General features: G+C 51.3%; 24 protein-coding genes and 2 riboswitches. Of the genes, 6 read left to right on the top strand and 18 right to left on the bottom strand.

What is annotated here, in order from left to right:
- Positions 1 to 43: 43 nt before the first annotated feature.
- The gene (locus Q7T66_RS17920; protein ID WP_304934468.1) at positions 44 to 610 is read right to left on the bottom strand and encodes a TetR/AcrR family transcriptional regulator; all 567 of its coding nucleotides are present in this window, start codon (positions 608 to 610) and stop codon (positions 44 to 46) included.
- Between the two features lie 162 nt (positions 611 to 772).
- Between Q7T66_RS17920 and Q7T66_RS17915 the strand changes: the two genes are divergently transcribed.
- Positions 773 to 1,564: an SDR family oxidoreductase gene (locus Q7T66_RS17915; RefSeq protein WP_304934467.1), complete on the top strand. Its 792-nt coding sequence runs from the start codon at positions 773 to 775 to the stop codon at positions 1,562 to 1,564.
- Between the two features lie 298 nt (positions 1,565 to 1,862).
- On the top strand, positions 1,863 to 3,557 hold the full coding sequence (locus tag Q7T66_RS17910; RefSeq protein ID WP_304934466.1) for a SulP family inorganic anion transporter: 1,695 nt from the start codon (positions 1,863 to 1,865) through the stop codon (positions 3,555 to 3,557).
- 6 nt (positions 3,558 to 3,563) lie between these two features.
- Here the strand turns inward: Q7T66_RS17910 and bamE are convergent, their stop codons facing one another.
- Positions 3,564 to 4,064, bottom strand: coding sequence for an outer membrane protein assembly factor BamE (gene bamE / locus Q7T66_RS17905; protein ID WP_304934465.1), 501 nt, complete (start codon positions 4,062 to 4,064; stop codon positions 3,564 to 3,566).
- A gap of 222 nt (positions 4,065 to 4,286) precedes the next feature.
- Between bamE and Q7T66_RS17900 the strand changes: the two genes are divergently transcribed.
- The 3 genes from Q7T66_RS17900 to panC all read left to right on the top strand — a co-directional run bounded on the left by Q7T66_RS17900 (position 4,287) and on the right by panC (position 6,328).
- Positions 4,287 to 4,499 (top strand): DUF3460 family protein, encoded by a 213-nt coding sequence (locus tag Q7T66_RS17900; RefSeq protein WP_304934464.1) that lies wholly within the window; start codon positions 4,287 to 4,289, stop codon positions 4,497 to 4,499.
- 21 nt (positions 4,500 to 4,520) lie between these two features.
- Positions 4,521 to 5,378: a ScpA family protein gene (locus Q7T66_RS17895; RefSeq protein ID WP_304934483.1), complete on the top strand. Its 858-nt coding sequence runs from the start codon at positions 4,521 to 4,523 to the stop codon at positions 5,376 to 5,378.
- Positions 5,379 to 5,488: 110 nt separating this feature from the next.
- Complete coding sequence (gene panC, locus Q7T66_RS17890) at positions 5,489 to 6,328, top strand: pantoate--beta-alanine ligase (protein WP_304934463.1); 840 nt, start codon at positions 5,489 to 5,491, stop codon at positions 6,326 to 6,328.
- Between the two features lie 35 nt (positions 6,329 to 6,363).
- Here the strand turns inward: panC and Q7T66_RS17885 are convergent, their stop codons facing one another.
- The 14 genes from Q7T66_RS17885 to Q7T66_RS17820 form a co-directional block, all read right to left on the bottom strand.
- A complete protein-coding gene (locus Q7T66_RS17885; RefSeq protein WP_304934462.1) occupies positions 6,364 to 6,741 on the bottom strand; it encodes a PilZ domain-containing protein in 378 nt (125 codons plus the stop codon).
- Positions 6,742 to 6,872: 131 nt separating this feature from the next.
- The gene (locus tag Q7T66_RS17880; protein WP_304934461.1) at positions 6,873 to 7,391 is read right to left on the bottom strand and encodes a DinB family protein; all 519 of its coding nucleotides are present in this window, start codon (positions 7,389 to 7,391) and stop codon (positions 6,873 to 6,875) included.
- Positions 7,388 to 8,002: a ParA family protein gene (locus Q7T66_RS17875; RefSeq protein ID WP_304934460.1), complete on the bottom strand. Its 615-nt coding sequence runs from the start codon at positions 8,000 to 8,002 to the stop codon at positions 7,388 to 7,390. Before Q7T66_RS17875 ends, Q7T66_RS17880 begins: the two co-directional genes overlap by 4 nt.
- Before the next feature lie 184 nt (positions 8,003 to 8,186).
- Positions 8,187 to 9,623 (bottom strand): cobyric acid synthase, encoded by a 1,437-nt coding sequence (locus Q7T66_RS17870; RefSeq protein WP_304934482.1) that lies wholly within the window; start codon positions 9,621 to 9,623, stop codon positions 8,187 to 8,189.
- Positions 9,624 to 9,643: 20 nt separating this feature from the next.
- The gene (locus Q7T66_RS17865) at positions 9,644 to 10,552 is read right to left on the bottom strand and encodes a cobalamin-binding protein (protein WP_304934459.1); all 909 of its coding nucleotides are present in this window, start codon (positions 10,550 to 10,552) and stop codon (positions 9,644 to 9,646) included.
- Between the two features lie 33 nt (positions 10,553 to 10,585).
- A complete protein-coding gene (gene cobD, locus Q7T66_RS17860; protein ID WP_304934458.1) occupies positions 10,586 to 11,563 on the bottom strand; it encodes a threonine-phosphate decarboxylase CobD in 978 nt (325 codons plus the stop codon).
- Complete coding sequence (gene cbiB, locus Q7T66_RS17855) at positions 11,556 to 12,506, bottom strand: adenosylcobinamide-phosphate synthase CbiB (RefSeq protein WP_304934457.1); 951 nt, start codon at positions 12,504 to 12,506, stop codon at positions 11,556 to 11,558. Before cbiB ends, cobD begins: the two co-directional genes overlap by 8 nt.
- Before the next feature lie 12 nt (positions 12,507 to 12,518).
- The gene (cobU, locus tag Q7T66_RS17850; protein WP_304934456.1) at positions 12,519 to 13,067 is read right to left on the bottom strand and encodes a bifunctional adenosylcobinamide kinase/adenosylcobinamide-phosphate guanylyltransferase; all 549 of its coding nucleotides are present in this window, start codon (positions 13,065 to 13,067) and stop codon (positions 12,519 to 12,521) included.
- A complete protein-coding gene (locus tag Q7T66_RS17845) occupies positions 13,064 to 14,362 on the bottom strand; it encodes a cobyrinate a,c-diamide synthase (protein ID WP_304934455.1) in 1,299 nt (432 codons plus the stop codon). Before Q7T66_RS17845 ends, cobU begins: the two co-directional genes overlap by 4 nt.
- A gap of 30 nt (positions 14,363 to 14,392) precedes the next feature.
- Complete coding sequence (gene cobO, locus Q7T66_RS17840; protein ID WP_304934454.1) at positions 14,393 to 15,028, bottom strand: cob(I)yrinic acid a,c-diamide adenosyltransferase; 636 nt, start codon at positions 15,026 to 15,028, stop codon at positions 14,393 to 14,395.
- A 2-nt stretch (positions 15,029 to 15,030) separates the two neighbouring features.
- A complete protein-coding gene (locus tag Q7T66_RS17835; protein ID WP_304934453.1) occupies positions 15,031 to 15,831 on the bottom strand; it encodes an ABC transporter ATP-binding protein in 801 nt (266 codons plus the stop codon).
- Positions 15,831 to 16,880 carry an iron ABC transporter permease gene (locus Q7T66_RS17830; RefSeq protein WP_304934452.1) on the bottom strand — a complete coding sequence of 350 codons (1,050 nt, stop codon included), beginning with the start codon at positions 16,878 to 16,880 and terminating at the stop codon, positions 15,831 to 15,833. Before Q7T66_RS17830 ends, Q7T66_RS17835 begins: the two co-directional genes overlap by 1 nt.
- A 106-nt stretch (positions 16,881 to 16,986) precedes the next feature.
- Entirely contained in the window at positions 16,987 to 18,969 is a 1,983-nt protein-coding gene (locus Q7T66_RS17825) for a TonB-dependent receptor (protein WP_304934451.1), read from the bottom strand.
- Between the two features lie 144 nt (positions 18,970 to 19,113).
- A riboswitch (cobalamin riboswitch) is annotated at positions 19,114 to 19,329 on the bottom strand.
- Positions 19,330 to 19,552: 223 nt separating this feature from the next.
- The gene (locus Q7T66_RS17820) at positions 19,553 to 21,628 is read right to left on the bottom strand and encodes a TonB-dependent receptor (protein ID WP_304934450.1); all 2,076 of its coding nucleotides are present in this window, start codon (positions 21,626 to 21,628) and stop codon (positions 19,553 to 19,555) included.
- 20 nt (positions 21,629 to 21,648) lie between these two features.
- Positions 21,649 to 21,867: riboswitch (cobalamin riboswitch) on the bottom strand.
- 155 nt (positions 21,868 to 22,022) lie between these two features.
- On the opposite strand from Q7T66_RS17820, the gene Q7T66_RS17815 reads away from it, so the two are divergent.
- Positions 22,023 to 22,811, top strand: coding sequence for a hypothetical protein (locus Q7T66_RS17815; protein ID WP_304934449.1), 789 nt, complete (start codon positions 22,023 to 22,025; stop codon positions 22,809 to 22,811).
- Positions 22,812 to 22,827: 16 nt separating this feature from the next.
- Here the strand turns inward: Q7T66_RS17815 and Q7T66_RS17810 are convergent, their stop codons facing one another.
- Both Q7T66_RS17810 and Q7T66_RS17805 read right to left on the bottom strand, forming a co-directional pair.
- Positions 22,828 to 23,382: a histidine phosphatase family protein gene (locus Q7T66_RS17810; protein ID WP_304934448.1), complete on the bottom strand. Its 555-nt coding sequence runs from the start codon at positions 23,380 to 23,382 to the stop codon at positions 22,828 to 22,830.
- A gap of 8 nt (positions 23,383 to 23,390) precedes the next feature.
- Complete coding sequence (locus Q7T66_RS17805) at positions 23,391 to 24,218, bottom strand: adenosylcobinamide-GDP ribazoletransferase (RefSeq protein WP_304934447.1); 828 nt, start codon at positions 24,216 to 24,218, stop codon at positions 23,391 to 23,393.
- Position 24,219: the final 1 nt, after the last annotated feature.

The following is a 24,219-nucleotide window of genomic DNA, read 5'->3' as shown; positions in this document are numbered from 1 at the left end:
TCTATACAAACTTAACTTAATTACTGGCTTGCATCTACTGCGATTATTTTTCTACAGCGTTAGAACGTTCCAGCCACGCTTTCACATCAGCTAACACCTGACCCGACAAGACCGGATCATTCAACACACGCGACAAGGTCACAGCGCCTATCATCGCAGCCCAATTTCCCACGGCAGCCTGACGTCGATCAACATCAGTTTCCCCGACCATCGACCGACTGAAGTTTTCAATCTGGCTACGGGCACTTTCGGTCATCGTCGTACGCGCGGCATCCGATGCTCGCGTCGCCTCTTGCGCCAAGGTAGAGAACAGACAACCTATCCCCGGATTGTCCCTGTGCTTGTTACTTAAATAGCCATCAGCAAAAGCGGCGAAGTCGATTGCTGGCGCATCCGGGCCGGAATACGGCGCCAGCGTATGCGCGAAGGCCTGCGCCAACAAATCGTCCTTGGACGTGAAGTGTCCATAGAACGCGCCATGCGTTAAGCCCGCAGCCTTCATCACATCCGCCACCGTCACACCTTCAAAGCCTCGTTCGCGAAACATGCGAGCAGCAGCATCCAGAATCAGTTTCCGATTTTCTGCGACCTGCTCTTTGCTGATTTTCATCATTTTCCTTACGTGAAAATAATCACAAATTAATGCTTGACACTTTACATGACGGTCGTCATGATTGCAATCATTATGATCATCATGATTAAAACATGATGCCGTAAAGCAGTCCTTTTGACTGCTATCCCGACTCGTTTCACCCTACTAAAGGAAATAAGCATGAGCATCGAAGCCAAAACCACCACAGTCCTGATCACTGGCGCATCCACAGGCATAGGCGCGACCTACGCCGACCGTTTCGCCAAACGCGGCCACGATCTGGTACTCGTCGCCCGCAACGGCGCACGACTTGAAGAAGTAGCCGCGCGTCTACGCAAAGAAACCGGCGTCGCAGTCGACATCATCGTCGCCGACCTGACCAAAGCTGCCGACTTGGCAAAAGTGGAAGCGCGCCTGCGCGACGATAAAGACATTGGCATCTTGCTGAATAACGCCGGCGCAGCAGCACACGGGGGTTTTGAAACCTCAACCGCCGATGCGCAAGAAAACCTGATCACGCTGAACATCACCGCACTGACCCGCCTGAGCGCAGCAGTCATCCCCCGCTATCTCGCACAAGGCCAAGGCGCGATTGTGAACATCGCATCCGCTGTTGCCCTCGCGCCCGAACTGCAACTCGGCATGTATGGCGCAACCAAGGCTTATGTATTGCACTACTCGCAAGCGCTGCACGTAGAACTAGGCGCGCGCGGCTTGTATGTACAAGCAGTATTGCCGGCAGCGACAAGAACAGAAATCTGGGAACGCTCAGGACGCGACGTCAATGAGATGACCGGCGTGATGGAAGTTGGCGAATTGGTTGATGCGGCATTGGTCGGATTTGATCGTGGCGAAGTCGTCACGATTCCACCGCTGCCAGATGCTGCGCAATGGGAAACCTTCAATTCCGCACGTCAAGCAATGTTGCCGAATCTTGGGCAAGAACATGCGGCAAAACGTTATCAAGCTTGATTGCGCAAACTAGTTTAGCGTCTGCATCTCACTCACGACACGTTCTTCATCGGATTGAAGAAAGTGTCGACGACGATGCTGACGTTTGCTGTCGAACCAAAGTTTGACGTGAACTCAACGCAGCCTTGAATACTCCAGAATACTTATCGCGAATAGTGAATCTCATCACTCAATCCAAGTCGATCTTCGCACGCGCCATTGTCTGGCACATAAGCTGCTGCTAACATCGTCATCATGCAAACCTAAATGCGGCAATCGCTGCATCCGGCAAACATCGTGACCGTGAAGGTACAGCATCATGAAGTTCAAGTTTTCGTTCCACCCGCGCCTCCTCGATTCCTTGCGCGATTACGACGCTAGTTTGTTCTTTCGCGATCTAAGTGCTGGCTTGACGGTCGGTATCGTCGCGCTGCCACTGGCGATGGCGTTTGCAATTGCCAGCGGCGTCAAACCCGAAGCGGGTATTTTTACCGCGATCATTGCCGGCTTTCTGGTTTCTGCATTCGGCGGCTCACGCGTGCAAATCGGCGGCCCTGCCGGCGCGTTCATCGTCATCATTTACGGCATAGTTGAAACTTACGGCATCGCCAACCTTCTGATCGCGACGATTTTCGCCGGCATGATGTTGTGCGCGATGGGCTTGTTCCGACTGGGTTCGCTGATACGTTATATCCCGGTGCCTATCGTGATCGGCTTCACCAACGGGATTGCAGCGTTGATCGCACTATCACAGATGAAGGATTTTTTCGGCTTGAGCATAGACAAGATGCCGGCCGACTTCTTTGCACAAATTCAGATACTGGCAACGAACACCGATACCTTCAATCCCGTCAGTCTGATCATCGCCGTACTTTCGCTGATCCTGATTTTTGTTTGGCCATTGATCTGGAAAAAGAAAGTGGATCAAGCTGCATACCAAACAGAGCCAAAATCAAATCGGCTATCAAACATCATGCGCGTCATCCCCGGCACGATCCTGGTCTTGATTCTCGCGACCTTGGCCGTCACGCTGTTCGATTTGAAAGTCGACACCATCGGCAGCAAATTCGGTGGCATTCCGCAAGAGCTTCCTTCATTCCAGTTGCCGCAATTTACATGGGAACTGGTCAAACAACTTTTCCCACCTGCATTGACCATCGCTTTATTAGGCGCGATTGAATCGCTGCTGTGTGCGCGTGTCGCCGACAACATCACGGGCGACAGACACGACCCAAATCAAGAGTTGATGGCGCAAGGACTCGCTAATATCGTCACGCCTTTTTTCGGCGGCATACCTGCAACAGGAACCATCGCACGCACCGTAACGAATATCCGCGCCGGTGCGGCATCGCCAATTGCCGGCATTCTGCATGCGCTGACTTTATTAATCATTGTCTTGATCGCAGCACCGCTCGCCAACAATATTCCGCTGGCCGCGCTGGCCGCAATTCTTTTATATGTCGCCTACAACATGGGTGAATGGCATGAGTTCGCACGACTCAAACATTTTTCGATGAACTATCGAATCTTGATGCTCGCGACATTCTTGCTGACTGTGATTGTCGATTTGACGGTGGCGGTACAAGTCGGGTTGGTGCTGGCATGCGTATTTTTTATTTATCGGATATCCAGTCTGACGCGGATTGAATTGATTCCATCGGACAGTTTGAATGTGCCGCTACCGCGCGGCGTGATGGCGTATTCGATTTTCGGCTCGCTGTTTTTTGGCGCGGTCGGCAAGTTGGAAGGATTGATCACACCGCAAACCATGCCGGAAAAAGCACTGATTCTAGAGTTGCATCAATTGATCAATATGGATGCGACCGGCCTCGATGCATTGGAAACCATACACAAAGCTTTGCAGCAGCAAGGTAGCCAACTGATTTTGTGCGGACCGAATCAACAGCCGCTGGATCTGATGCGGCGTAGCGGTTTTCTGAATAGGCTGGGATTACAAAACTGCTTGAAAAGTTTGCCGGATGCCGTTACCCGCAGCGAGGTACTGGCGTCCTGATCTGCGTTAACCTTTTACCGGATCGGTCACCGAAGTCTGCGTAACGGTGCCGCTATTCGCATCGAAATGCACATTGAAGAAACGTTCCGTCGTCGGCCCTTCCAGATAACGCCAATCCCAGACTTCTTCATTCTTCAAGCCAAACTTGACGATGGTGCGCGGCTTGCCGAGTATGCGGCGCACCTGATCGCGACTCATGCCGGCCTTGATCGTTGCAAAATTCTGTTGCGTCAAAACTTGGGTATAAGCCTGGAAAATTCCCTGCGCATCCAGATTGACCATGAAGGTGCGATGCCCTTCCGGCCCTTTTGGATATTCCAGCGTGCGGCTTCCGTTATCTTCCGGCCAGATCATTGCCGGCTCGCCCATTGCGCTGCGCACGTCGGCTTCTGTCGAAATGCCTTTGCTCAGTTTTTCCAGGCCAAAATCTTCAATCACACGGCCATTACAGCCAAACATCAACAAGCCACAGACAAAGCTGAACAAGGCACGTATAAAATTATTCATCTCGAGATTCCATTTAAAAGCAGCATTTAAGCTGCTGGATATTAAGTTTTACGGCGATCTGCACAGGTTAATTACTCAAATGGCAGTTTTTCCGCGCCATTCGCATCGTGCCGGGATTGTATCCTTATGGAACATCCCGTCGCTCATCCGGCAAAGCCTGTCAAAACCGGGCAAAAGACAGGGTAAAATAGCGGCTGATTCCACCTCGTTGCCAATTTACTCATGAAACTCAGCAAACAGCACGCCAATTATCAGTCAGAGATCACTCAATTCATCGACTCGCTGAAAGCAAAAAATCCGAATCTGGAAGCATCCCAGCTCGCCGGTCGCGCTTTGCTGTGGGATAAAAGCCCTATCGATCTGGAAACCCAGGCGCGCAATCAAGCTTCGCACGTTGATCAACAAGCTTACCCGTATCAAAACAAAGTTCGTTAAATGAGTAAAGGGCCGAACACGATGCTGGCGCACTTGCCTTCTAGTGCGCCCGATCTTGTGGTCGATGGCAGGCCGGATAGCACGCCGGATGTCATTGATGGCGTCGCGTATGCGCGCCTGTACGGCGAACCGCTGTTCCGCATGCCGACGGATTTGTATATTCCGCCGGATGCGCTGGAAGTCTTCCTCGAAGCATTCGAAGGTCCGCTCGACCTGCTGCTCTACCTGATCCGCAAACAAAATTTCAACATCCTCGACATTCCGATGGCGCAGGTGACGAAGCAGTATTTGCAATACGTCGATCAAATCCGCAAGCACAATCTTGAACTCGCTGCCGAATATCTGTTGATGGCAGCGATGCTGATCGAGATTAAATCGCGCATGCTGCTGCCTGTGCGCAAAGCCGATACCGGCGAAGAAGCCAGCGATCCGCGCGCGGAATTGGTTCGTCGTCTGCTCGAATACGAACAAATGAAATTGGCGTCACAACAAATCGATGCCTTGCCGCAGCTTGGTCGCGACTATGTTCGCACCCAGATTTACATTGAGCAAAGCATCGTCACGCGCTGGCCAGAAGTAGAAGTCGTCGATCTGCAAGCCGCATGGTCCGATTTGATCAAGCGCGCAAAACTCACTGCGCATCACATGATCAGCCGCGAAGAATTATCGGTGCGTGAACACATGACATCTATTTTGCGTCGTCTGCAATCAAGCAAATTTGTTGAGTTCGCCGATCTGTTCGATCCATCACGCGGCGTGCCAGTGGTGGTCGTCAACTTCGTCGCCTTGCTTGAGCTCGCCAAGGAAACCTTGATCGAGATCACGCAAGCCGAACCTTTCGCACCGATTTATGTTCGCCTGGCTTACGCGCCTAGCTGATCACGCGTTTAACGCCACTTATTCTTGTTTTTTGCTCATACCGATCTATTCCATCATTTCGTTTTTGCGCCACCTTGTGACGCGCAACAAACCCTTACCAAGATAGCTTTATGAAGATCATTTCCTGCATCGAAGAATTGCGCGACCATTTGCGCGGCCAGTTACGTACTGCATTCGTCCCAACAATGGGCAATCTGCATGACGGTCATTTGTCATTGATGCGTCTGGCTAGAAAACATGGCGATCCAGTCGTCGCATCGATCTTCGTCAATCGTCTACAGTTTGGTCCGAACGAAGATTTCGACCGCTATCCACGCACGTTTCAAGCTGACGTTGAGAAGCTTGAAAAAGAAGGCGTATACATCCTGTTTGCGCCTACGGAAAAAGATCTGTATCCAGAGCCGCAAGAATTCCGTGTGCAACCGCCGAATGATTTGGGCAATACGCTGGAAGGTGAATTCCGCCCTGGCTTTTTCAGTGGCGTCACCACCATCGTATTGAAGCTGTTTTCCTGCGTACAACCGAGCGTCGCTGTGTTTGGTAAAAAAGATTATCAACAGTTGATGATCGTACGGAATATGTCCAAGCAGTTTGCGTTGCCGACAGAAATCATCGCAGCCGAAACTTTCCGCGCTGAAGATGGCCTCGCGCTGTCGTCACGCAATATGTATTTGTCGGCGGAAGAACGCGCAGAAGCGCCAACGCTATTCCGTAATCTGAATGCAGTTGCCGACGAAGTACGCGGTGGTCATCTAGATATATTTGAACTGGAACGTGAGGCGATGTCAGAGATGAGCAGCCGCGGCTGGAAGCCTGATTACATTTCGATCCGCAAACGCAGCAACCTGCAACCGCCATCCGCCGGCGATATGGCGCAAGGCGAAAAACTGGTAGTACTCGCCGCCGCGAAATTGGGCGCTACCCGCCTGATCGACAATCTGGAAATTTGATTCTTCGATTTACCTTGGCTTTGTCTTGTTACCTTTTAATTCGACGAAGCCAGGGACACGGATGAGCACGTTGCAATGATCTTTTGCAATTGCTGCTTGTGCGCCTCTACATTCCCATCGATATACAAACTGGTACGGAAACCTTCGGTGCCAGCCAATATGCAATAAATCGCTTTGCAAGAAAATTGCAGCTGCACGACGCGTGCGCCTATGACTGCATCCAGCACGATGGAACACATTTTCCCTGCCTTGATCGGTGCCGGACACATCACCGCCATACTTTGCATTGATACATCAACCGTGCGTATCTGCAGCGTCGCATTGTCAGTCGTCATCAAACCACGACGGCGAAATACATAACGCTGTTCTTGTCGCCTTGAATCCTGTGCAGCCAGCATTGCGTGCGCACTCATGATGACTCTTTCTCAAAGAGGAATAGTCATGAATGCTACGGATACAGCGTTACCGGTTGATGACAGCGTGAGGTGGGAATGCTAAAGATGGTTGAGCAGACAGCTCATGTAAATAATTGGAAGTAAAAAAATTAGGAATTTTGAGTGGGCATCATCATTAAATCAGTCGCACCAAGATCGATTTTTTGTTGCGACAGCAAGGTCGTTACCTGCCCGCGATGATGCGTCTGGTGATTAAACATATGCGTAACCAATAGCCAAGATGGTTTGCTACGCGTAGTTTTGGTCATGCCGCTATACCAGGAAAAATCGCAGGCCAACCACGTAGCATCAAGACTATCAGCCCACGTAATCAATTCTTCATCCAACGCAAGCCGCGCGGCCTTCAATGCATTCCACTCGGCATGCACATCGACATTGCCGGGCGTGCTCGGCATCGCTCTTTCCAGCGCAGTGCCTTGGGTGAAACGACCCAGCCACATCGCGTCGCCCCACACCAGATGATTCAAAGTCGAATGTATCGATTTGAAAAACGCACCTCTATCGGCCTTGCGTTCCGCATCGCTCAACTGTTCGCTAGCGGCATACACCTTGTCGTTCATCCAGCGGTTGTAACGCGCAAGGTGCTGCGCGTACTCTTGTGAAATCATTTTTTCTCTACCCACTGCAAAAGTTCTTGCCACTGCTCGACATCTTTTTCCACGCGAGAAGGCGCAACGTCCCACAGCGTCGCACCGTTCGCTGCAAGCTGCACATAGTTCTGTGTATCGCGCAGAAAACCCAGCACCGGAATACCAAGACCATTCACATAATGCGTTAATTGATCAGCCGCACGCGTGCGTCCATTGACGCGCATGCCGAGTACACCGAGATCAAACTTACCTTTGGTTTCTTTCAGCTTTTGCAGGAATTCCTGCGTCGCCAAGATATCGAAAATCGATGGTTGCAATGGCACGATCACCTTGTCGGCAATCTGCATCACCTTATCGAAACGTTTGCCGCTAAAACCAGCCGGCGTATCGAGCACGATGTGCGTCGTTCCTTTTGGTGGTTTGACGACATGACCGTCTTCAATGTCCCACGCTTCGATTTTTGGCAAGGAAGGCGGACGCAATGCCAACCATGAGCGCGACGATTGCTGGACATCGACATCGCCCAACATGACCTTGTGTCCCTGCGATGCAAAATATCCAGCAAGATTGGTGGCAAACGTACTCTTGCCGACGCCGCCTTTCGGATTGGCGATGACGATGACTGGCATGAAATTCCCCTTTAGCGTTGTTATTGGCGATTCACTTGAAAACCAGCCTGCACCCTGCCTCTTGCTGATTTAGCAGCAAGAATATCATGCGGCATTGCAAGGTCAATCCTGTGAGGGGTGTTCGTGACTAGCTTGTTGTAGGAGCGTCAAAGACCAGCACATCCTGCCAATACGAGACGATAAATCAGGTGGCGGGATATTCCAGCGCACAAAGCGCATCCAGTAAAGGTTGCGCAGCTTGCGCGATACGGTCCAGACTGGCTTCTCGCAAGCGCGCAGTATCAACAGCAACATCACTATCCAGCCCGGCCCAGCGTAACAAGGCTGAACAGGCTGACGGCGTATCGAACATGCCATGCAAATAACTGCCAAGAATTTGTTCATCGGCAGAACGCGCACCTTCTGGACGGCCATCGATAATAAAAGCAGGCTTCGAGCGAGCTGCACCTTCGGAAATGCCCATGTGGATTTCATAGCCGCTAATAGCAGCGTCTTTATCAGCGAAGGCACACAGGCCGTTGACCTGCTCCAGTTGTTTTTCCTTAGTCAAAATCGTCGCGATATCCAGCAAACCCAAACCTTGCGAAAGTCCGGACTTGCCTTCAACACCTTGCGGATCGTCTATCGTCTTGCCCAGCATCTGATAACCGCCACAAATACCAATGATCTTGCCGCCATAACGCGCATGACGAATCAATGCATCACGCCAGCCATTTGCTATCAGCCAATCCAGATCGCCACGCGTATTCTTACTACCGGGCAGGATGATCAGATCAGCGGCAGGAATCGGTTGGCCCGGTCCGATCAATTGCAGATCGACATCCGGGTGCGCACGCAGCGCATCGAAGTCGGTGTGATTACTGATGCGCGGCGGCACCGGTACAACGATACGGAACGCACCGCGCGCGGTCTGCGTTTGTTCGACAGCATCTTCGGCATCGAGAAACAAGCCATGCAAATATGGCAGCACCGCCAGCACCGGCTTGCCGGCTTGTTCTTCCAGCCAGCGCAAGCCCGGTTCCAGCAAACTGATATCGCCGCGAAAACGATTAATGACGAAACCTATCGTGCGCTTGCGCTCACTCTCAGACAGACAAGCCAGCGTACCAATGATGTGCGCGAACACGCCGCCTCTATCGATATCCGCAACCAAGATCACAGGACAATCGACGGCTTCCGCAAAGCCCATATTGGCGATATCGCGATCGCGTAAGTTCACTTCGGCCGGGCTGCCTGCGCCTTCCACCAAAACCGTTTCGTACTGCGTACGCAAGCGGCCATATGATTCCAGCACTGCCTGCATCGCTATCGGTTTGTACGCGTGATAGTCGCGCGCATTCATGTCACTGCGCGCCTTGCCGTGAATGATCACTTGCGCGCCGGTGTCGCTCGATGGTTTGAGCAAGATTGGATTCATATCCGTGTGCGCTTGCAATCCGGCGGCGATTGCCTGCAACGCCTGCGCGCGGCCGATCTCGCCACCATCGCTGGTGACGGCGCTATTCAATGCCATGTTCTGTGGTTTGAATGGCACCACCTTCACACCCTGCTGCGCGAGCAAGCGACACAAGGCAGCAACCAGCGTCGTCTTGCCAGCGTCAGAAGTGGTGCCTTGCACCATCAAGGTATGGAAAGGGAATTTCACGGCTGAACTGATGACTTTGTAGTGCGGCGGCGGCGGGCCAGTTCCAGTTTTTCGCAGACCATAGCCGCACCTTCTATCAAGCGTGGGCCGGCGCGATTCACCAGATCGGCATCAACAGAAAACAGATTATCGTTTTTGACAGCTAGCAGATTTGGATAAGCTTTCCAGATTTCCAGCCCACCGGATTTTTCTGCTTGACGATCACCCGTCATCATCACTTCTGGATTTTCCAATAAGACAGATTCAGTAGTGACTGTCGGCGCCGGGATAGGCAACTTGGCAAACACGTTTTCACCACCGCACAAGCGAATCACATCGCTCATGATGTTGCCGCCATTAAGTGTGTACAGCGGCTTGCCCCAAACTTGATAAAACATGCGCACGTTCGGACGATTACGATATTGCGTACCAAGACGCGCGAGTTCTGCGCGCTCGGCGACCGCGACCTTGTTCGCTGTTTTTTCGGTGCCCATCAACACACCAAGGCGTTCAATGCTCGTTGGAATGTCGTTTAATTTTTTCGGCTCACTAAAGTAAAAAGGAATTCCCAGCTTGCGCACATGCTCAAGCTGACGTTCGGAATTGCCATGCAACCAGACCACCAGCAAATCGGGTTTCAACGCAATGATGCGCTCGACGTCGATTTGCTGATGACTGCCCACGCGTGGAATTTTTAAAGCTGCCGCCGGATAATCGCTATAACCGACAGTGCCGACAATTCGATCGCCGCCACCTGCCGCAAAAATTAATTCAGTTGCATGCGGTGCCAGCGATACGATGCGTTGCGCCGGTTGCGCCAAGGTCACTGTATTACCACCATCGTCTTGCACACTGACAGCAGCATTCGCAACACCAGTAATCAACATCACGCTTAACGCGGCAGTTTTAAAAAAATGAATACTCATTCAATGTCCCGTGAAAATATCTTGTGTCGTCAATCATGCTGCAATCGATGCAGCCAATGCTTGCTGCAAGCGTTGCCAACCTGCTTCGTTAGGTGGCAAGCCCAAACGTACGCCATGTTTAAAATGTCTGATCCAGATGCCATGCGCGGCCATTTGTTCTGCAAATTCTGCCGGTCTTGCATGCGGCCAATATTGATACAGTGCGCAACCCGTCGACGCAATGCCATGAGTTGCAAGCAAGTGATGCAAACGCTGGCCCTGATCTGTTAATTGCTGGCGCATCGCAAGCTGCCATGCGCGATCAGACAAAGCAGCAGATCCAATTTGCTGCGCCGGACCACTGACAGTCCAGGGGCCAAGCAGATCAGCAAGCTTCATTAATAATTCAGGATGCGCGGCGACAAAACCCAAACGCAAACCGGCAAGCCCGAAAAATTTACCCACTGAACGCAAGACGATCAGACCGGCCTGCGCAGTATGCGACGCAACGCTAGTCTGCGGCGTGACATCGCCAAATGCTTCATCGACGATCAACCATCCGCCCTTCGCTGCTAATTGCTTGGACCAGCGCAGTAAAACTTCTGCGGCGACAATTTCGCCAGTAGGATTATTCGGATTACAGACCACCATCACATCGCAGTCCGCTACAGCAGACTCAAGTTGTGCGTACGGTACTTCTGTTACCGCGTGCCCGGCCTGCTTCCATTGAAATGCATGCTCTGCATATGATGGCGCAGCAACGACGACTTTCGACTTTTCTCGCAAACGCGGCAAGCCCTGAATCGCTGCTTGCGTACCGGCGACCGGTAATAATTGCGGTGCGCCGTAATAGGTTTGCGCAGTATTCAGCAATCCAGCACTTGGTTCAGGCAGACGATGCCAAGCGTCAGATGCAATGACGGGAATTGGATACGCTTGCGGATTGATACCGGTCGAAAGATCCAGCCAGTCTTCACGCGCACGCTGATAGCGACGTATTGCATCATGCAGATTGCCGCCGTGCTCAAGCATAGAAAACTCCTGCAAGACTGATCAAGCAAATCACTGCGACCCACAAGGCTGTGGTTAATCTAACGAGTAGCCAAGCCCGTGCGATGTCTTTGCCAGTCGCGAGCGGACCGCTGCCAAGCGGTGGGCGCTGCTCAACTTCACCATCGTAAATTGCCGCACCACCTAAAGAAATATTCAAGGCTCCCGCACCGGAGGACATCACCGGACCGGCATTTGGACTCGACCATGCCGGCGCTTGTGTGCGCCAGCATCGCCAAGCAAGCCGTGTATTGCCGAGCAAGGCATACGACAACGCTGTCAAGCGCGCAGGAATAAAATTCAAGACATCATCTATGCGCGCGGCAGTGCAGCCAAAGTCATTAAAGCGTGGCGTGCGATAACCCCACATTGCATCCAGCGTATTTACGAGACGAAACAGCACTGCACCGGGACCACCAGCAATCACAAACCAGAACAAGGTGCCGAACACGGCATCATTACCATTCTCCAGCAAAGATTCAACGCCAGCTTTGGCGAGATCAGATTCTGTGGACTCTGTCGTATCGCGACTAACGATGCGTGCAGTCAAGGATCGTGCCCGCGGCAAATCGTCATCCATTAATGCGCGAGCAATCGGCAGTGTGTGGTCGCGCAAGCTACGTAATCCAAGGCAAAAATAAAGGAGTAATGCATGCACGGCAAATGCGATCAACATATCGAACTGCGCCAAGACAAATGTCAGTGCCCAAGTCAATGCAACCAAAGGCAGCACCGCCAATATCCATGCAAAAGCACCTTGCAAAAATCGGTGATCGCCTGCATTGAGTTTTTTTTCTATGCGTATCGCCAGATTGCCAAAGCCGACCAGCGGATGCCAACGCGTTGCTTCACCGAGGCGCATATCCAGCAACACACCCAACAAGACCATGATCGCGATCGCAGCGAATGACAAATCCATTAACAAATCAATCTCACATCAACCTTTGAGCGCAAGAGGCAAACCTGCAACGATCAAGACCGCACGATCACATACCGCAGCAATGTCTTGATTCAAGCGACCGGACTCATCGACAAACCAACGCGAAATTGCGCCTTGCGGAATCACTCCCTGCCCGATTTCATTCGACACGAGGATCACGCCGCCTTTGGCATTTTCCAAAGCCTGCAGCAATAGTGCGCGTTGATACTGGAAAGCTGCTGGTGGTTCTATCACGCCCACTTCGGGATAGCTGCGCGCTTCTGAGAACAGCAGATTGGAAAGCCAAATTGTCAGGCAATCAACAAGTATCAGAGTATCGGGCCCACTATGTTTTTCAATCGCGCGAGCCAACTCGATTGTTTCTTCGACCGTAGTCCAGTACACATCGCGGCGCTCACGATGATGCGCAATCCGCACCCTCATCTCATCATCGCCAGCCTGCGCCGTTGCGATATAGACGATACGTTTTCTCGAGGCAACAGCGAGTCGCTCCGCATATGCGCTTTTACCGGAGCGAGCTCCGCCGATGATCAGTGTCCGCATCAAGCCAAATCCCCTTTGGAAAAAATATTTGCCATCGCTGCCGGGCAGGATGAAAAGTAAGCGTGAAAATACGTTGCGATCAATGCGCGCTGTTTATAAACAGCTTCTCCCTGTGCGCCATTTGATCGCTTGACGGTCTGTGCGACCGGCTCTGCATCGGTCGACAAAATTGAGTAGTGGAATGCATGGCCGCGCAACTCGCCATCGGCTGTCGCCAATGCCTGCATGCCAAGTCCCGCCAATTTTTTTTGCATGCTGACTTCGCCCTTTAACAAACCCACCATAGGCCAGGCTTTGCCTTCAGCATCTGTGAGCGTATCAGCCACGACCATCATGCCGCCACATTCGGCAAGTATCGGAATGTCCTTCGCATGGGCATCGCGCATGGAATCTTGCCAGCGCTGAGCGGCCGACAAAGTCGCGCAATGCAGCTCTGGATAACCGCCGGGAATATAAACTGCATCCGCATCGGCAGGCACCGGCTCATCATTCAAAGGCGAAAAGAATTGCAGTTGCGCGCCCGAAGCACGCAGACATTCCAAATTGGCGTGATAGACAAATGCAAATGCGGCATCGCGTGCGATTGCGATATTTTTTCCAGCAAGGAGCTGTGGCCCACTGGTCTGCGTCAGGCTCTCATCCAGCGTGACAGGCACGATCCTATTCCATGCATCCATATCGAGATCGATCTGATCGGCAAGCTGATCAAGTAGTTGATCAACCTGCGCAATTTCATCAGGCTGTACCAAACCAAGATGACGTTCGGGCAGCGACGTCTGCAGTTTTGGCAAGGTTGCCAGCAAAGGGACGTCGCGTATGCCTTGTGTAATCTGTCTTGCGTGAGATGCACTGGCGACGCGATTGACGATCACACCGGCCAGTTCTACCGGACCGTATTGCTGCAGACCCAGCACGATTGCACCAACCGTCTGCGCCATCTTGGCCGCATCCAATACAACGAGAACCGGCACGCCGAATGCACGCGCGAGATCGGCCGATGACGGATCGCCATCATACAAACCCATCACGCCTTCAATCAAAATCACATCAACTTCTGTCGCGGCCTGTGCCAATAATCTGCGGCAATCGTCCAGACCAACCATCCACAAATCCAGTGCATATACTTCAGCGCCGCTAGCGCGTTGCAAGATCATCGGATCAAGATAATCGGGGCCGGTCTTGAAGACGCGTACGCGCAAACCCTGCTTGATCAACTTGCGCGCCAGTGCAGCAGTGACGGTCGTCTTGCCCTGCCCTGACGCAATTCCGGAAATCAAAACAATGCGCGCACTAGTCATGTTTTTTGTTCCCATAAATGATCGTCATCATTACCATTCCACACCGGGTTGTGCCGCGATCCCTGCCGCAAATGCATGTTTGACTAGCTGCATCTCGGTGACAGTATCAGCCACTGCGATCAGTTCTGGCGGCGCGCCGCGACCGGTTATCACTACGTGCTGCATGGCCGGACGCGCTTGCAAATCCTCAATGACACGTTGCACATCAAGGTACTTGTACTTCAATGCAATGTTCAATTCATCCAGCACAATCAAACCGATCTTAGGATCGTTCAACAATTCCTTCGCCTTGCTCCATGCGATTTCCGCATTTGCAACATCGCGTTCACGGTTTTGCGTTTCCCATGTATAGCCTTCGCCCATTACATGGAAGCTGATCTCATCCGGAAAACGGCGGAAGAAATTTTCTTCACCAGTTGCAATCGCACCTTTGATGAACTGCACTACACCGACTTTCATACCGTGCCCAAGCGCACGTGCTGCCATACCGAAGGCGCTTGAACTTTTTCCCTTGCCGTTGCCGCAGGTGATCAGCAATACGCCGGCATCTCGTTTGGCAGCATCGATCTTTTTATCGACAACTTCTTTTTTGCGCGCCATACGCGCGTTGTGACGTTCGGTGACGCCATCGACTTCTTGGTCTGCGCTGTTTTTATCTTCACTCATATTTATTCTTCTTCACTTCTTGTCTTCTTCACTGCTTGTTCGCTATCGCCAGCCAGATAAATGGTGCGCTTGCCATGTTTGACTATCTCGATAGGATGGCCCAAACATTCGCTCAACAACGGTGCTTGCATCACATCATCAACACTGCCGGCATACCAACGGCCATCACCCATTAATAGCAAGGCATGGGTTGCAACGCTATGTGCGAGATTTAAATCATGGCTAACCATGACGACAGATTTTTTTTGTTCGCGACATAGTTTGTCGAGCAAACTCATGACACTGACTTGATGCGCCAAATCGAGGGCGTTGGTTGGTTCATCCAGTAATAATAATGGTGTGTCTTGTGCCAGCACAGCGGCAATCGCAACACGCTGCCGCTCGCCACCTGACAAGGAGCGCACATCGCGATCGGCCAGTGCATCGACATCCATTTGTTGAAGTGCTGAATGTGCTGCCGCATAGTCAGCATCCGATTCCCAATAAGCCGACTCGTGATACGGATGACGCGCAGTCAAGACTGTTTCGATGACGCGATAGGCAAACGCATCGCTTCTACCTTGCGGTAAAAACGCACGTTGGCGCGCCAGATCCTCTAGCTGCCAATCGTTCAGCGCGCGGCCATTCAATGCAATCGAACCGCCTTCGGCCGCACGCAAACCAACCAAGGTACGTAGCAAAGTGCTTTTACCGGCGCCATTGCGGCCGATCACGCACCAGCATTCACCCGGATTTATTTTCCAGTCCAGCGCATCGACCAATAAGCGATCGGCAATTCGCAACTGCAATTGCTTAGTTTGCATCAGCGCTTCCTCAACTGATGTAACTGCAGAAGAAATACCGGCACACCGATGATCGCGGTGATCACGCCGACCGGCAGCTGCTGAGGTGCGACGACGCTACGCGCCAGGGTATCTGCCAACACCAGAAATGCGCCACCAACTAAAGCTGCCGCGGGTAACAACAGCCGATGATCGGGCCCCAGAACAAAACGACAGGCATGCGGCACGATCAGTCCGACAAAACCGATGCTACCCGCATTACTAACCGCGCTCGCCGTCAACAAGGCAGCACATATAAATAATCCGATCCGGAATTTTGCAACGTTGATTCCCAAAGTCACGGCCGCTTCGGCATGCAATGCAATCACGTTGATCGCGCGTGCAGCGCGCGTAGAAAAAATCAAGGCACCAATTAATACAATCCACGGCAACCAGCGAAATTGCGTACCCGACAGATCGCCGATCATCCAGAACACCATGCCGCGTAGACGATTGTCCGGCGCGATCGATAACATCAATGCCACCAATGCGCTACAGCCGGAAGCGAGTATCACACCGGTCAATAACAACAATGGCGCGCCACCATCCGAATTAACACTGCCGCGCAAATCACGCTGCGCCAACAAATACAGCATGAGCGATACGGCCATCGCACCAGCAAAAGCAGCGACATCAATCGACCATGTCATCGAAAACAGCAGCATCGCGCCAAGCGCGCCGACTGCAGCGCCGCCAGAAACACCCAGCACATAAGGCTCAGCCAAGGGATTGCGCAACAGCGCCTGCATCATCACACCCGCCAACGCCAGCGTGGCACCGGTAACAAAAGCCGACAGCGCGCGACTGAGGCGCAAATCAACCATCGTCGCTGCCATCGTCGAAGTCGTTCCCTGCATTAGTTCACGCATCGCAGACACTACATCCTGCAAGGGCAACGCTACCGAACCAACTACACACGCAATCACCACACTCAGCAAAGCTAGAAAAACTAGGGCAGACAAAACCATCCACGCGCGCTTGCGACCTTGCGGTCTGGGAATGCTGATAGCCCGATGTGCCAACATGCTCATGGTAAAAAAATCATTCAGTATTTCTCATAAAATTCGCGCATGCGAGTTAGGGAAATTTCCGAAACCGGCATGCGCGACGATAACAACAATTTATATCAATTTAAAACTAAAAGTCATAGCGCGCTGACAGTTTAACTGCACGGCCTGGATCTGGATAAATACTGGATGAATTATTAGCGCAAGTACCAAATGCTTGACTAAAATAATCCTTGCCGGTCAAGTTAGTACCGCTAAGAGCGTATTCCCAGGAACCAGAACGTATCGCATAACGAGCATCAACGGTTGTAAATGCAGGAATACGTGCGGTACAGGTATTGCTGAAATCACCTCCGTAACGCTGCTGGTCTACCCATTGCACGCCGACATCTGCACTCTGTCCATTACCCGACACCCAATTCAAACGCATGGTTGCATTGTTTTTAGGCACCAAGGTCATTTCACGTCCGGCATATTGCCCTTCAGTGAATTTTGCTGACACATGCTGCAATACTGCAACCAGAGAGAATTCCGCTGTCAAATTGGCCCGCGCTTCAAGCTCGATACCTTCGCGCTGCGTTGGGTCAAGATTTGTATTTGCCCCGAAGCCACTGGTTGCGTCAGATGGAATACTACGATCATAATAGATCTCGTTTTTCAGATCATGACGGAAAAATTTCACAGTCAGTTTCTTATGATCGTTACCCAAGGATGAGCCCAATTCAAAATCGTTGGACGTCTGCGGTTTGATCGGTTTTCCGGATTTAGTCGAGCCCGAGTTTTCATCGATGTTTGCAACACGATAGCTACGTCCAGCTTTTGCAAATACGTTCACCAATGGGGTGATCTCATAACTACCTTGCAGATCTGCTGCGTTCAAAGCAAACGATTGGTCATAGGCTCTGGTGCCGATCATAGTCTGGTCAAAATGTTCTCGACGCGCACCCACTGAAACACGCGCCTTGCCGGATTGAACTTCATCTTTTACATAAATCGCGCGCGAATCCTGTGAGCCGTCGCGGCTGGTCAGGCTTCCTACACTTTGACGTCGACTCGAATTAATGGCATCCGCACCAAAAACCACTTCATTTCTGAGATCGGCAGAACTGAAGACATGACGTACCCGCGGAGAAAATTGCGTCACTTCGCCGTTGTATATCGTTGGAACCGCGCCTTGGTTGCCGGAATTTGCTCTTTTAAAACGTTTGGAAAGATCCGTAGCGAATTCCCAGTTACCCGCACGATTTTCTGTAAACAAGGTGTATCGATCCGAATCGATTGAGGCATTACGAATACTGTTTGATTGTCGAGGATTTTGGTAGAAACGGGCTAAGGTCGCAATACTACCTGCGAGTTCAGAATCCTGACGTCCGGCGTCGACACGTACACCAACGCGACCACCATTTGCGTAAGACCATTGCAAGCCACCGCTAAAGTTATCCTGTCTCAGTGCATTATGGTCACGATAGTTATCTGTCTTGATGCTACCTACATTCGCATCAATATAAAAATTATCCCACCCCTTAGTCAGAGACGCGCGCATTTCGCGATATTCGCGGTTACCTACCACACCAACAAGGGATCCACTTGTTTTGCCTGCTGTACCGCGTTTGGTAATAATTTGAATCGTTCCGCTGGTTGCGCCTTCGCCGTACATGACGCTACTGCCGCCCCGCACAATTTCAATACGTTCAATCGCTTCTACAGGAATAGACGACATCAATGCAGTCGCACCTTCATTCTCGGATATGCGAATGCCATCGACCATGATCACCACATTCTGATCGCTAGCGGAACCAAATCCGCGCAAATCAAGCGAGTAATCGGACGTTCCATTCAGATTTTGACGTCCAAATATGCCGCCAAGTTTTCTTATAGCTTCGTTCGCATTGTTAATGCCGGCTTCGCGAATTTGTTCCGCGCTAATTACGGTTGCGCCAATAGGCGCAGATTCAGGACCACTTGCAAAACGCGATCCTGACACCGTCACCGGAGCCAAACTATGCTCCGTCGTTGTTTGTGCAATTACAGGGAATGAAAGTGTGGCGATTGCCGAAACCAGCGCGAGCGGCTTCCATGCAGCGATGCTGCGGTTTGATGATGCGGGATTCATGAGTTCGTTTTCAAAAAATGCACCCAGCCCACTTCCCCGCAGGCTGAATTGAAAAGAAATACAGGAAGAGAATCAACGACCGAGACGACAGGAACCGGAATGACCAGCACGAGCGCGAATCGCGTCGCGAAGATCCCCGTTCGCAGCATTTCCACCTGTCCTGGCCGGTATCCGGGCTTGCAAGCATGATGGCCTCACCTTCCCATGCATTACGCACAGTGGTTTGAGAGACGATCTGTCACAACTACGTGACGCTTGATTACCGTTGCGGGGGCAGCACACGTTAGCTAGAAGCTTCGTGTTTCCCGTTTAACTGCAGACATGAACATGTCTGCGAGCACCAAAACTGGCGACATTGTAAGGCCGGCAATAGTCTTGGGGCAACTGTGCCAAATACTTAGCGACATTGATGTTTCATCAGCACCACAAGGTTTTCTTGTGCTGAGAGATGAGTGCACGATATCGAATTGATAATTCGGATCATTTGTTGCAAGTGAAAGCAGATAAAAAATCGCGCATGGAATACCGAGATTGAACCGGCATCGCATGCGCGAGAATATTTCTAGAACTATTTATTTTGTCGTTAGAAGTCCATACGAGCGGAGACTTTCAAAGCACGTCCAGCATCGGGATAAATACTCGCCGAATCTCGACACTCACCAAAGGCTTGCGAGAAATAATTTTTATCTGTCAAATTAGTGCCTGTCACAGCAAGCTCCCATGCCCCCATACGAACCGCATAACGTGCATCTAACGTTGCGAAAGAAGGAATACGTGTATTACAGGCATTTGTGAAATCGCCGGCATAACGCTGTGAGTCAACCCATTGCACGCCAACATCTGCACTTTGACCATTGCCAGGCATCCAATTCAACCTTAGGGTTGCTGTATTTTTTGGCACCAGAGTCATTTCTCTTCCTGCATATGGGCCGTCAGTAAACTTGGCATCTACGTGCCGCAAGATTGCTGATAGTGCGAATGTTTCGGTAATACGTGCACTTGCTTCGAGTTCGATACCTTCATGCTTGGTCGGATCTAAATTAACGTTCGCATACAAAACTTGGTCGTAATAGATTTCATTTTTCAATTTGTGTCTGAATATTTTGGCAGTGATTTTTTTTGCACTATTGCCAATACTGGTGCCCAACTCGAAATCATTCGATGTTTGCGGATCAAGCAACGTACTAGTTGATTTTCCATAGTTATCGTCGACATTAGCCACCCGATAACTACGTCCTGCCTTCGCGAATACACTCCATATAGGTAAGAATTCATAAGATGCCTGTATATCCCAAGCGTTTAAAGAAAAGGATTTGTCGTAAGAACTAGTATTGCTATTGAAATCTTGATCAAATTTCTTATGGCGAGCACCTGCTGCAACGCGCAGTTTGTCTAACTGAATTTCATCTCTAACGTATATAGCCTTTGATTGCTGAGACGTTGCATCAACATTCGTAGAGCCGGCGTAATTTACACGACGATCAGAGTCTGAAAAATCCAAACCCGCTACCAATTCGTTTCTTGTCGTTCCGCCTTGCGTCACATGACGAATTCTTGGTGAGAACTGTTTCATAGCGCCGTCATCTGATCTATAAGATTTAAACGAGTCATAGTAACTATTTCCTGTTTTATCCCTATATGACATATCTGCAGCAACTTCCCAGTTACCAAAACGCTGTTCGCCGAATAAGGTATATCGATTTGTATCTATAGATGCAAAGTCGTTTGGTGTCTTGGTTTGCTTTGGATTTTGCAGGTACTCCGCCCACGAAAGCCCGCCAGCCAGGCGTGAATCCTGTCGAGCCGAATCAACACGCACTCCGGCACGGCCTGCAGCCCATGCCCACTGCATGCCGCCACTAAAATTATCCTGTCTCAACTCATTGTTATCGCGGTAGTTATCGGTATGCAGTCCGCCGATATTTGCATCGATAGAAAAACCATCCCAGCCTTTGGCAAGTGATGCGCGTACTTCTTTGCTGTTGCGATTGCCAACTTCTGCGAAAACCGAACCGCGCGTCGCACCGGCAACGCCGCGTTTGGTAATGATCTGGATCGTGCCGCCGGTTGCGCCTTCACCGTACAAGACGCTACTACCGCCGCGGACAATTTCGATACGCTCAACCGACTCAATCGAGATCGACGACATCAGCGCAACCGCTTGTTCATTCTCGGATATGCGAATGCCATCCACCATGACAACCAGATTGTTGTCGCTAGTAGCACCAAAGCCACGCAAGTCGAGTTGAAAGTCAGACGTACCATTCAAATTTTGACGGCCATACACGCCACCGATTTTTCGTATCGCTTCATTGACGTTACCAATGCCGGCCTCGCGAATTTGCGCGGCAGTAATCACTGTCGCACCTATCGGCGCAAACGAAGCATCGTTTGCAAAGCGCGATGCAGAAACAGTTACCGGTGCCAGTTTTTGATCAACAGATGTTTGAGCGATGGCTGGAAAAGCCAAAGTCGCCAGAGCGGAAACCAGCGCAAGCGGTTGCCATGCAGCGATGCTGCGGGTGGAGGTTATGGGTTTCATCAGTCTTCTTGAATAAGGAGCACTCGACTTGCTTCCCCGCGAGTCGAGTTTCAACGAAAGAATGGGATGAGGATGATCAGAACAAGCAGACGTCATGCAAAGAATATAGACATGCACTTGCGATGTTCCCCGTTCGCATTGCTTTCACCTGTTCTGGCCGGTATCCGGGCTGACAAGCAAACCATTTCACCTTCCCATGCGAAGCACAGTGGTATCGAAAAATGATTAGTCACATGAATATCGTGACGCTTGTTTTACCGTTGCGGGGGCAGCACACTTTGGCCCGAAGGCTTCGTGTTTCCCGTTTAACTGCGGGCATGAACATGTCCGCGAGCACCAAAACTGCGCCATTGTAAGGCGCACACCCATACGGGGCAACAAGGTAGACTTTTTAGCGTTGCATTTCTGGTTTATATCTCTTCTCTATACGCGTTTATTTTTCGTAGCGGAAGACAGCCTTCACATAGAGCGCTGGTCTATAATCCAGCCTTGCCCGACCGACCCAAAGCACATGTTTACTCCCGAACAAATCAACACGATAAACGCGCAGCTGGCCCTCACGTCCGACCGCACTGCATTGATGCAGGCGGATGGCCGTCCTGTCATCGTCAAGCGTTTGGAAGAACCTCTCAAACATTGGGGTTATCCGGTACTGAATACGCTCGCGACCGTTCTGCGCCAGCCGATGCTGCGTGCGGTGCCTGCTCCTGGCGGCAGCGCTGCGCAAGCAATTGAAGTGGCACGTTTGCGTTCGCTTGCAGCGGCTGGCGTTTCTGTGCCGGAAGTGCTGCAGGTGACGCCGCAATGGTTTGCGATTTCTTTCCTGGGTAAGACGTCAATTGATCAGTTGCTGCGACAATATCCCGACAAGATTTTGAGCTACTGGGAAAGCGGTTTGCAAGCGATCTTGCAACTGCATCGCCTGGGTCAAAATGCGAGTCAATGTTTTGCGCGCAATATGATTTGGCATGAAGGTACTGTGAGCTTCATCGATTTTGAAGATGATCCAATCAAGAGCATGCCACTGGCTTCTGCGCAAGCGCGCGACTGGCTTCTGTATCTGCACTCAACGGCCTACATCCTGAACATGGACGCGCAAAAAATTGCACAACATTTTTTGCATTATCTGAAACAGGATGGAAAAGATGTTCAGCGTGAAGTCATGAGTGCGGCGCGCACATTTGGCTGGCTGCGTATATTGCCTAGTGAACGCAAACCGTGGGGCAGAGATGTTATTTCGGCGCAGGCAGCGGCTCAGGTTTTACATCTGGCTGCTAAAGAGTACAAGCAGCGTAATTAAGCTTAGTTAAATAAACCTAGCAGTCCACTACCAGTAATTCACCATAGCGAATCTTGTGCGGTTTTTGTGCTGCATACAGTGCCATCTCAGGAACCGACAAACCGTGTTCGCAGGCAGCAAGCAAGCGAATAATGCCGGCGTGACAAATCACGATCGCGTGCTCAATATTCAGTTCAGTTAATTCATCGCGAAATGCGCGTACACGTTGCGCAACCTGCAGCACACTCTCGCCACCGCCAGGTTGATAATCAACCATGTCATTGCTCCACGCATTGACGGACGCACGCGGAATGTCATCCCATGACTGCATTTCCCAATCACCGAAATGCATTTCAGCCAAGCGTTTGTCGTAAGTAGGCGTCGGACAGTCCAGCGTTTCTGCCAGGCTCACACTCAACTCTGTGCAACGACGCAGGGGACTGGAAAACAGCATCGCCTTCTTGGGCAAGACTGGCAGCAAGGATGCTCGGGCTAGCGCCAACTCCTCCGCTGCCACAGCTAAATCAGTGCTGCCATAGCAAGTATTGGCAGCGACGATGGGCCGTGGGTGACGAACGAGATAAAGGTGCATATTGATCCTCAATAGGCAATTGTGGCGAGAACCCCAAGATAGAAAGCGACTTCTGAAACTTGTTGCACTGCGCCCAGGCAATCGCCGGTATAGCCGCCGATACGACGCTGAAACATATGTGCTAGCCACAGCGATGCAAGTACAGCAAACAAACTGCCGGCAGTCACCGCCAGCACAGGCATCAAGCCAGTCAAACAAAGAATTGCTATCGGCACCAAGGTCGTCGCAGTGGCAATGCAAAACTCTTTATTAGACATATTCTGCCCAATTGGTTTCGCCTTGCCGTTCGCTTTTGCATAATCCATGCGCCACACCAAGCTGATCGCCGCCAAACGTGACACCGGATGCGCGACCAGCAAAGCAGCAACCACAGCCGGCGATGGCAAGCTGGAAAGCGCCATCCATTTCAACGCCAGCATCAAGCCGATACCAATTGCACCGTATGCGCCTATGCGCGAATCTTTCATGATCTCAAGCACGCGCTCACTGGTCGTACCGCCGCCAAAACCATCGCAGGTATCGGCAAAACCATCTTCGTGAAAGGCGCCTGTCAAATAAATGCCAGCTATCGTCGACAGCAAGACGGCAATCGATTGCGTCCACAACAATGAAGCGATGATATAAACCAGCACGCTCACCAGTGCGACGACGATACCAACCGCTGGAAAATACCGTGATGCATGTTGCAACCAGCGCTCGTCAAAACCGACCCAACGCGGGATCTGTATGCGAGTAAAAAATTGCAAGGCAATGAAGAACAAACGTAATTGATGTACGCAAGGTTGCAGGTAGCGCGCACGCCAACTTGTACTGAGAATAATATCCGGTTCCGTCATT

The sequence above is a fragment of the Herminiimonas sp. genome, from assembly GCF_030655415.1.
This window is presented reverse-complemented; position numbering and strand designations above follow the sequence as displayed.

What these genes read in the sequence shown, in the direction of transcription:
- Q7T66_RS17920 (WP_304934468.1), bottom strand. Translation starts at nt 610, where the DNA reads ATGAAAATCAGCAAAGAGCAGGTCGCAGAAAATCGGAAACTGATTCTG.
- Q7T66_RS17915 (WP_304934467.1), top strand. Translation starts at nt 773, where the DNA reads ATGAGCATCGAAGCCAAAACCACCACAGTCCTGATCACTGGCGCATCC.
- Q7T66_RS17910 (WP_304934466.1), top strand. Translation starts at nt 1,863, where the DNA reads ATGAAGTTCAAGTTTTCGTTCCACCCGCGCCTCCTCGATTCCTTGCGC.
- bamE (WP_304934465.1), bottom strand. Translation starts at nt 4,064, where the DNA reads ATGAATAATTTTATACGTGCCTTGTTCAGCTTTGTCTGTGGCTTGTTG.
- Q7T66_RS17900 (WP_304934464.1), top strand. Translation starts at nt 4,287, where the DNA reads ATGAAACTCAGCAAACAGCACGCCAATTATCAGTCAGAGATCACTCAA.
- Q7T66_RS17895 (WP_304934483.1), top strand. Translation starts at nt 4,521, where the DNA reads ATGCTGGCGCACTTGCCTTCTAGTGCGCCCGATCTTGTGGTCGATGGC.
- panC (WP_304934463.1), top strand. Translation starts at nt 5,489, where the DNA reads ATGAAGATCATTTCCTGCATCGAAGAATTGCGCGACCATTTGCGCGGC.
- Q7T66_RS17885 (WP_304934462.1), bottom strand. Translation starts at nt 6,741, where the DNA reads ATGAGTGCGCACGCAATGCTGGCTGCACAGGATTCAAGGCGACAAGAA.
- Q7T66_RS17880 (WP_304934461.1), bottom strand. Translation starts at nt 7,391, where the DNA reads ATGATTTCACAAGAGTACGCGCAGCACCTTGCGCGTTACAACCGCTGG.
- Q7T66_RS17875 (WP_304934460.1), bottom strand. Translation starts at nt 8,002, where the DNA reads ATGCCAGTCATCGTCATCGCCAATCCGAAAGGCGGCGTCGGCAAGAGT.
- Q7T66_RS17870 (WP_304934482.1), bottom strand. Translation starts at nt 9,623, where the DNA reads ATGGTGCAAGGCACCACTTCTGACGCTGGCAAGACGACGCTGGTTGCT.
- Q7T66_RS17865 (WP_304934459.1), bottom strand. Translation starts at nt 10,552, where the DNA reads ATGAGTATTCATTTTTTTAAAACTGCCGCGTTAAGCGTGATGTTGATT.
- cobD (WP_304934458.1), bottom strand. Translation starts at nt 11,563, where the DNA reads ATGCTTGAGCACGGCGGCAATCTGCATGATGCAATACGTCGCTATCAG.
- Q7T66_RS17845 (WP_304934455.1), bottom strand. Translation starts at nt 14,362, where the DNA reads ATGACTAGTGCGCGCATTGTTTTGATTTCCGGAATTGCGTCAGGGCAG.
- cobO (WP_304934454.1), bottom strand. Translation starts at nt 15,028, where the DNA reads ATGAGTGAAGATAAAAACAGCGCAGACCAAGAAGTCGATGGCGTCACC.
- Q7T66_RS17835 (WP_304934453.1), bottom strand. Translation starts at nt 15,831, where the DNA reads ATGCAAACTAAGCAATTGCAGTTGCGAATTGCCGATCGCTTATTGGTC.
- Q7T66_RS17830 (WP_304934452.1), bottom strand. Translation starts at nt 16,880, where the DNA reads ATGAGCATGTTGGCACATCGGGCTATCAGCATTCCCAGACCGCAAGGT.
- Q7T66_RS17825 (WP_304934451.1), bottom strand. Translation starts at nt 18,969, where the DNA reads ATGAATCCCGCATCATCAAACCGCAGCATCGCTGCATGGAAGCCGCTC.
- Q7T66_RS17815 (WP_304934449.1), top strand. Translation starts at nt 22,023, where the DNA reads ATGTTTACTCCCGAACAAATCAACACGATAAACGCGCAGCTGGCCCTC.
- Q7T66_RS17810 (WP_304934448.1), bottom strand. Translation starts at nt 23,382, where the DNA reads ATGCACCTTTATCTCGTTCGTCACCCACGGCCCATCGTCGCTGCCAAT.
- Q7T66_RS17805 (WP_304934447.1), bottom strand. Translation starts at nt 24,218, where the DNA reads ATGACGGAACCGGATATTATTCTCAGTACAAGTTGGCGTGCGCGCTAC.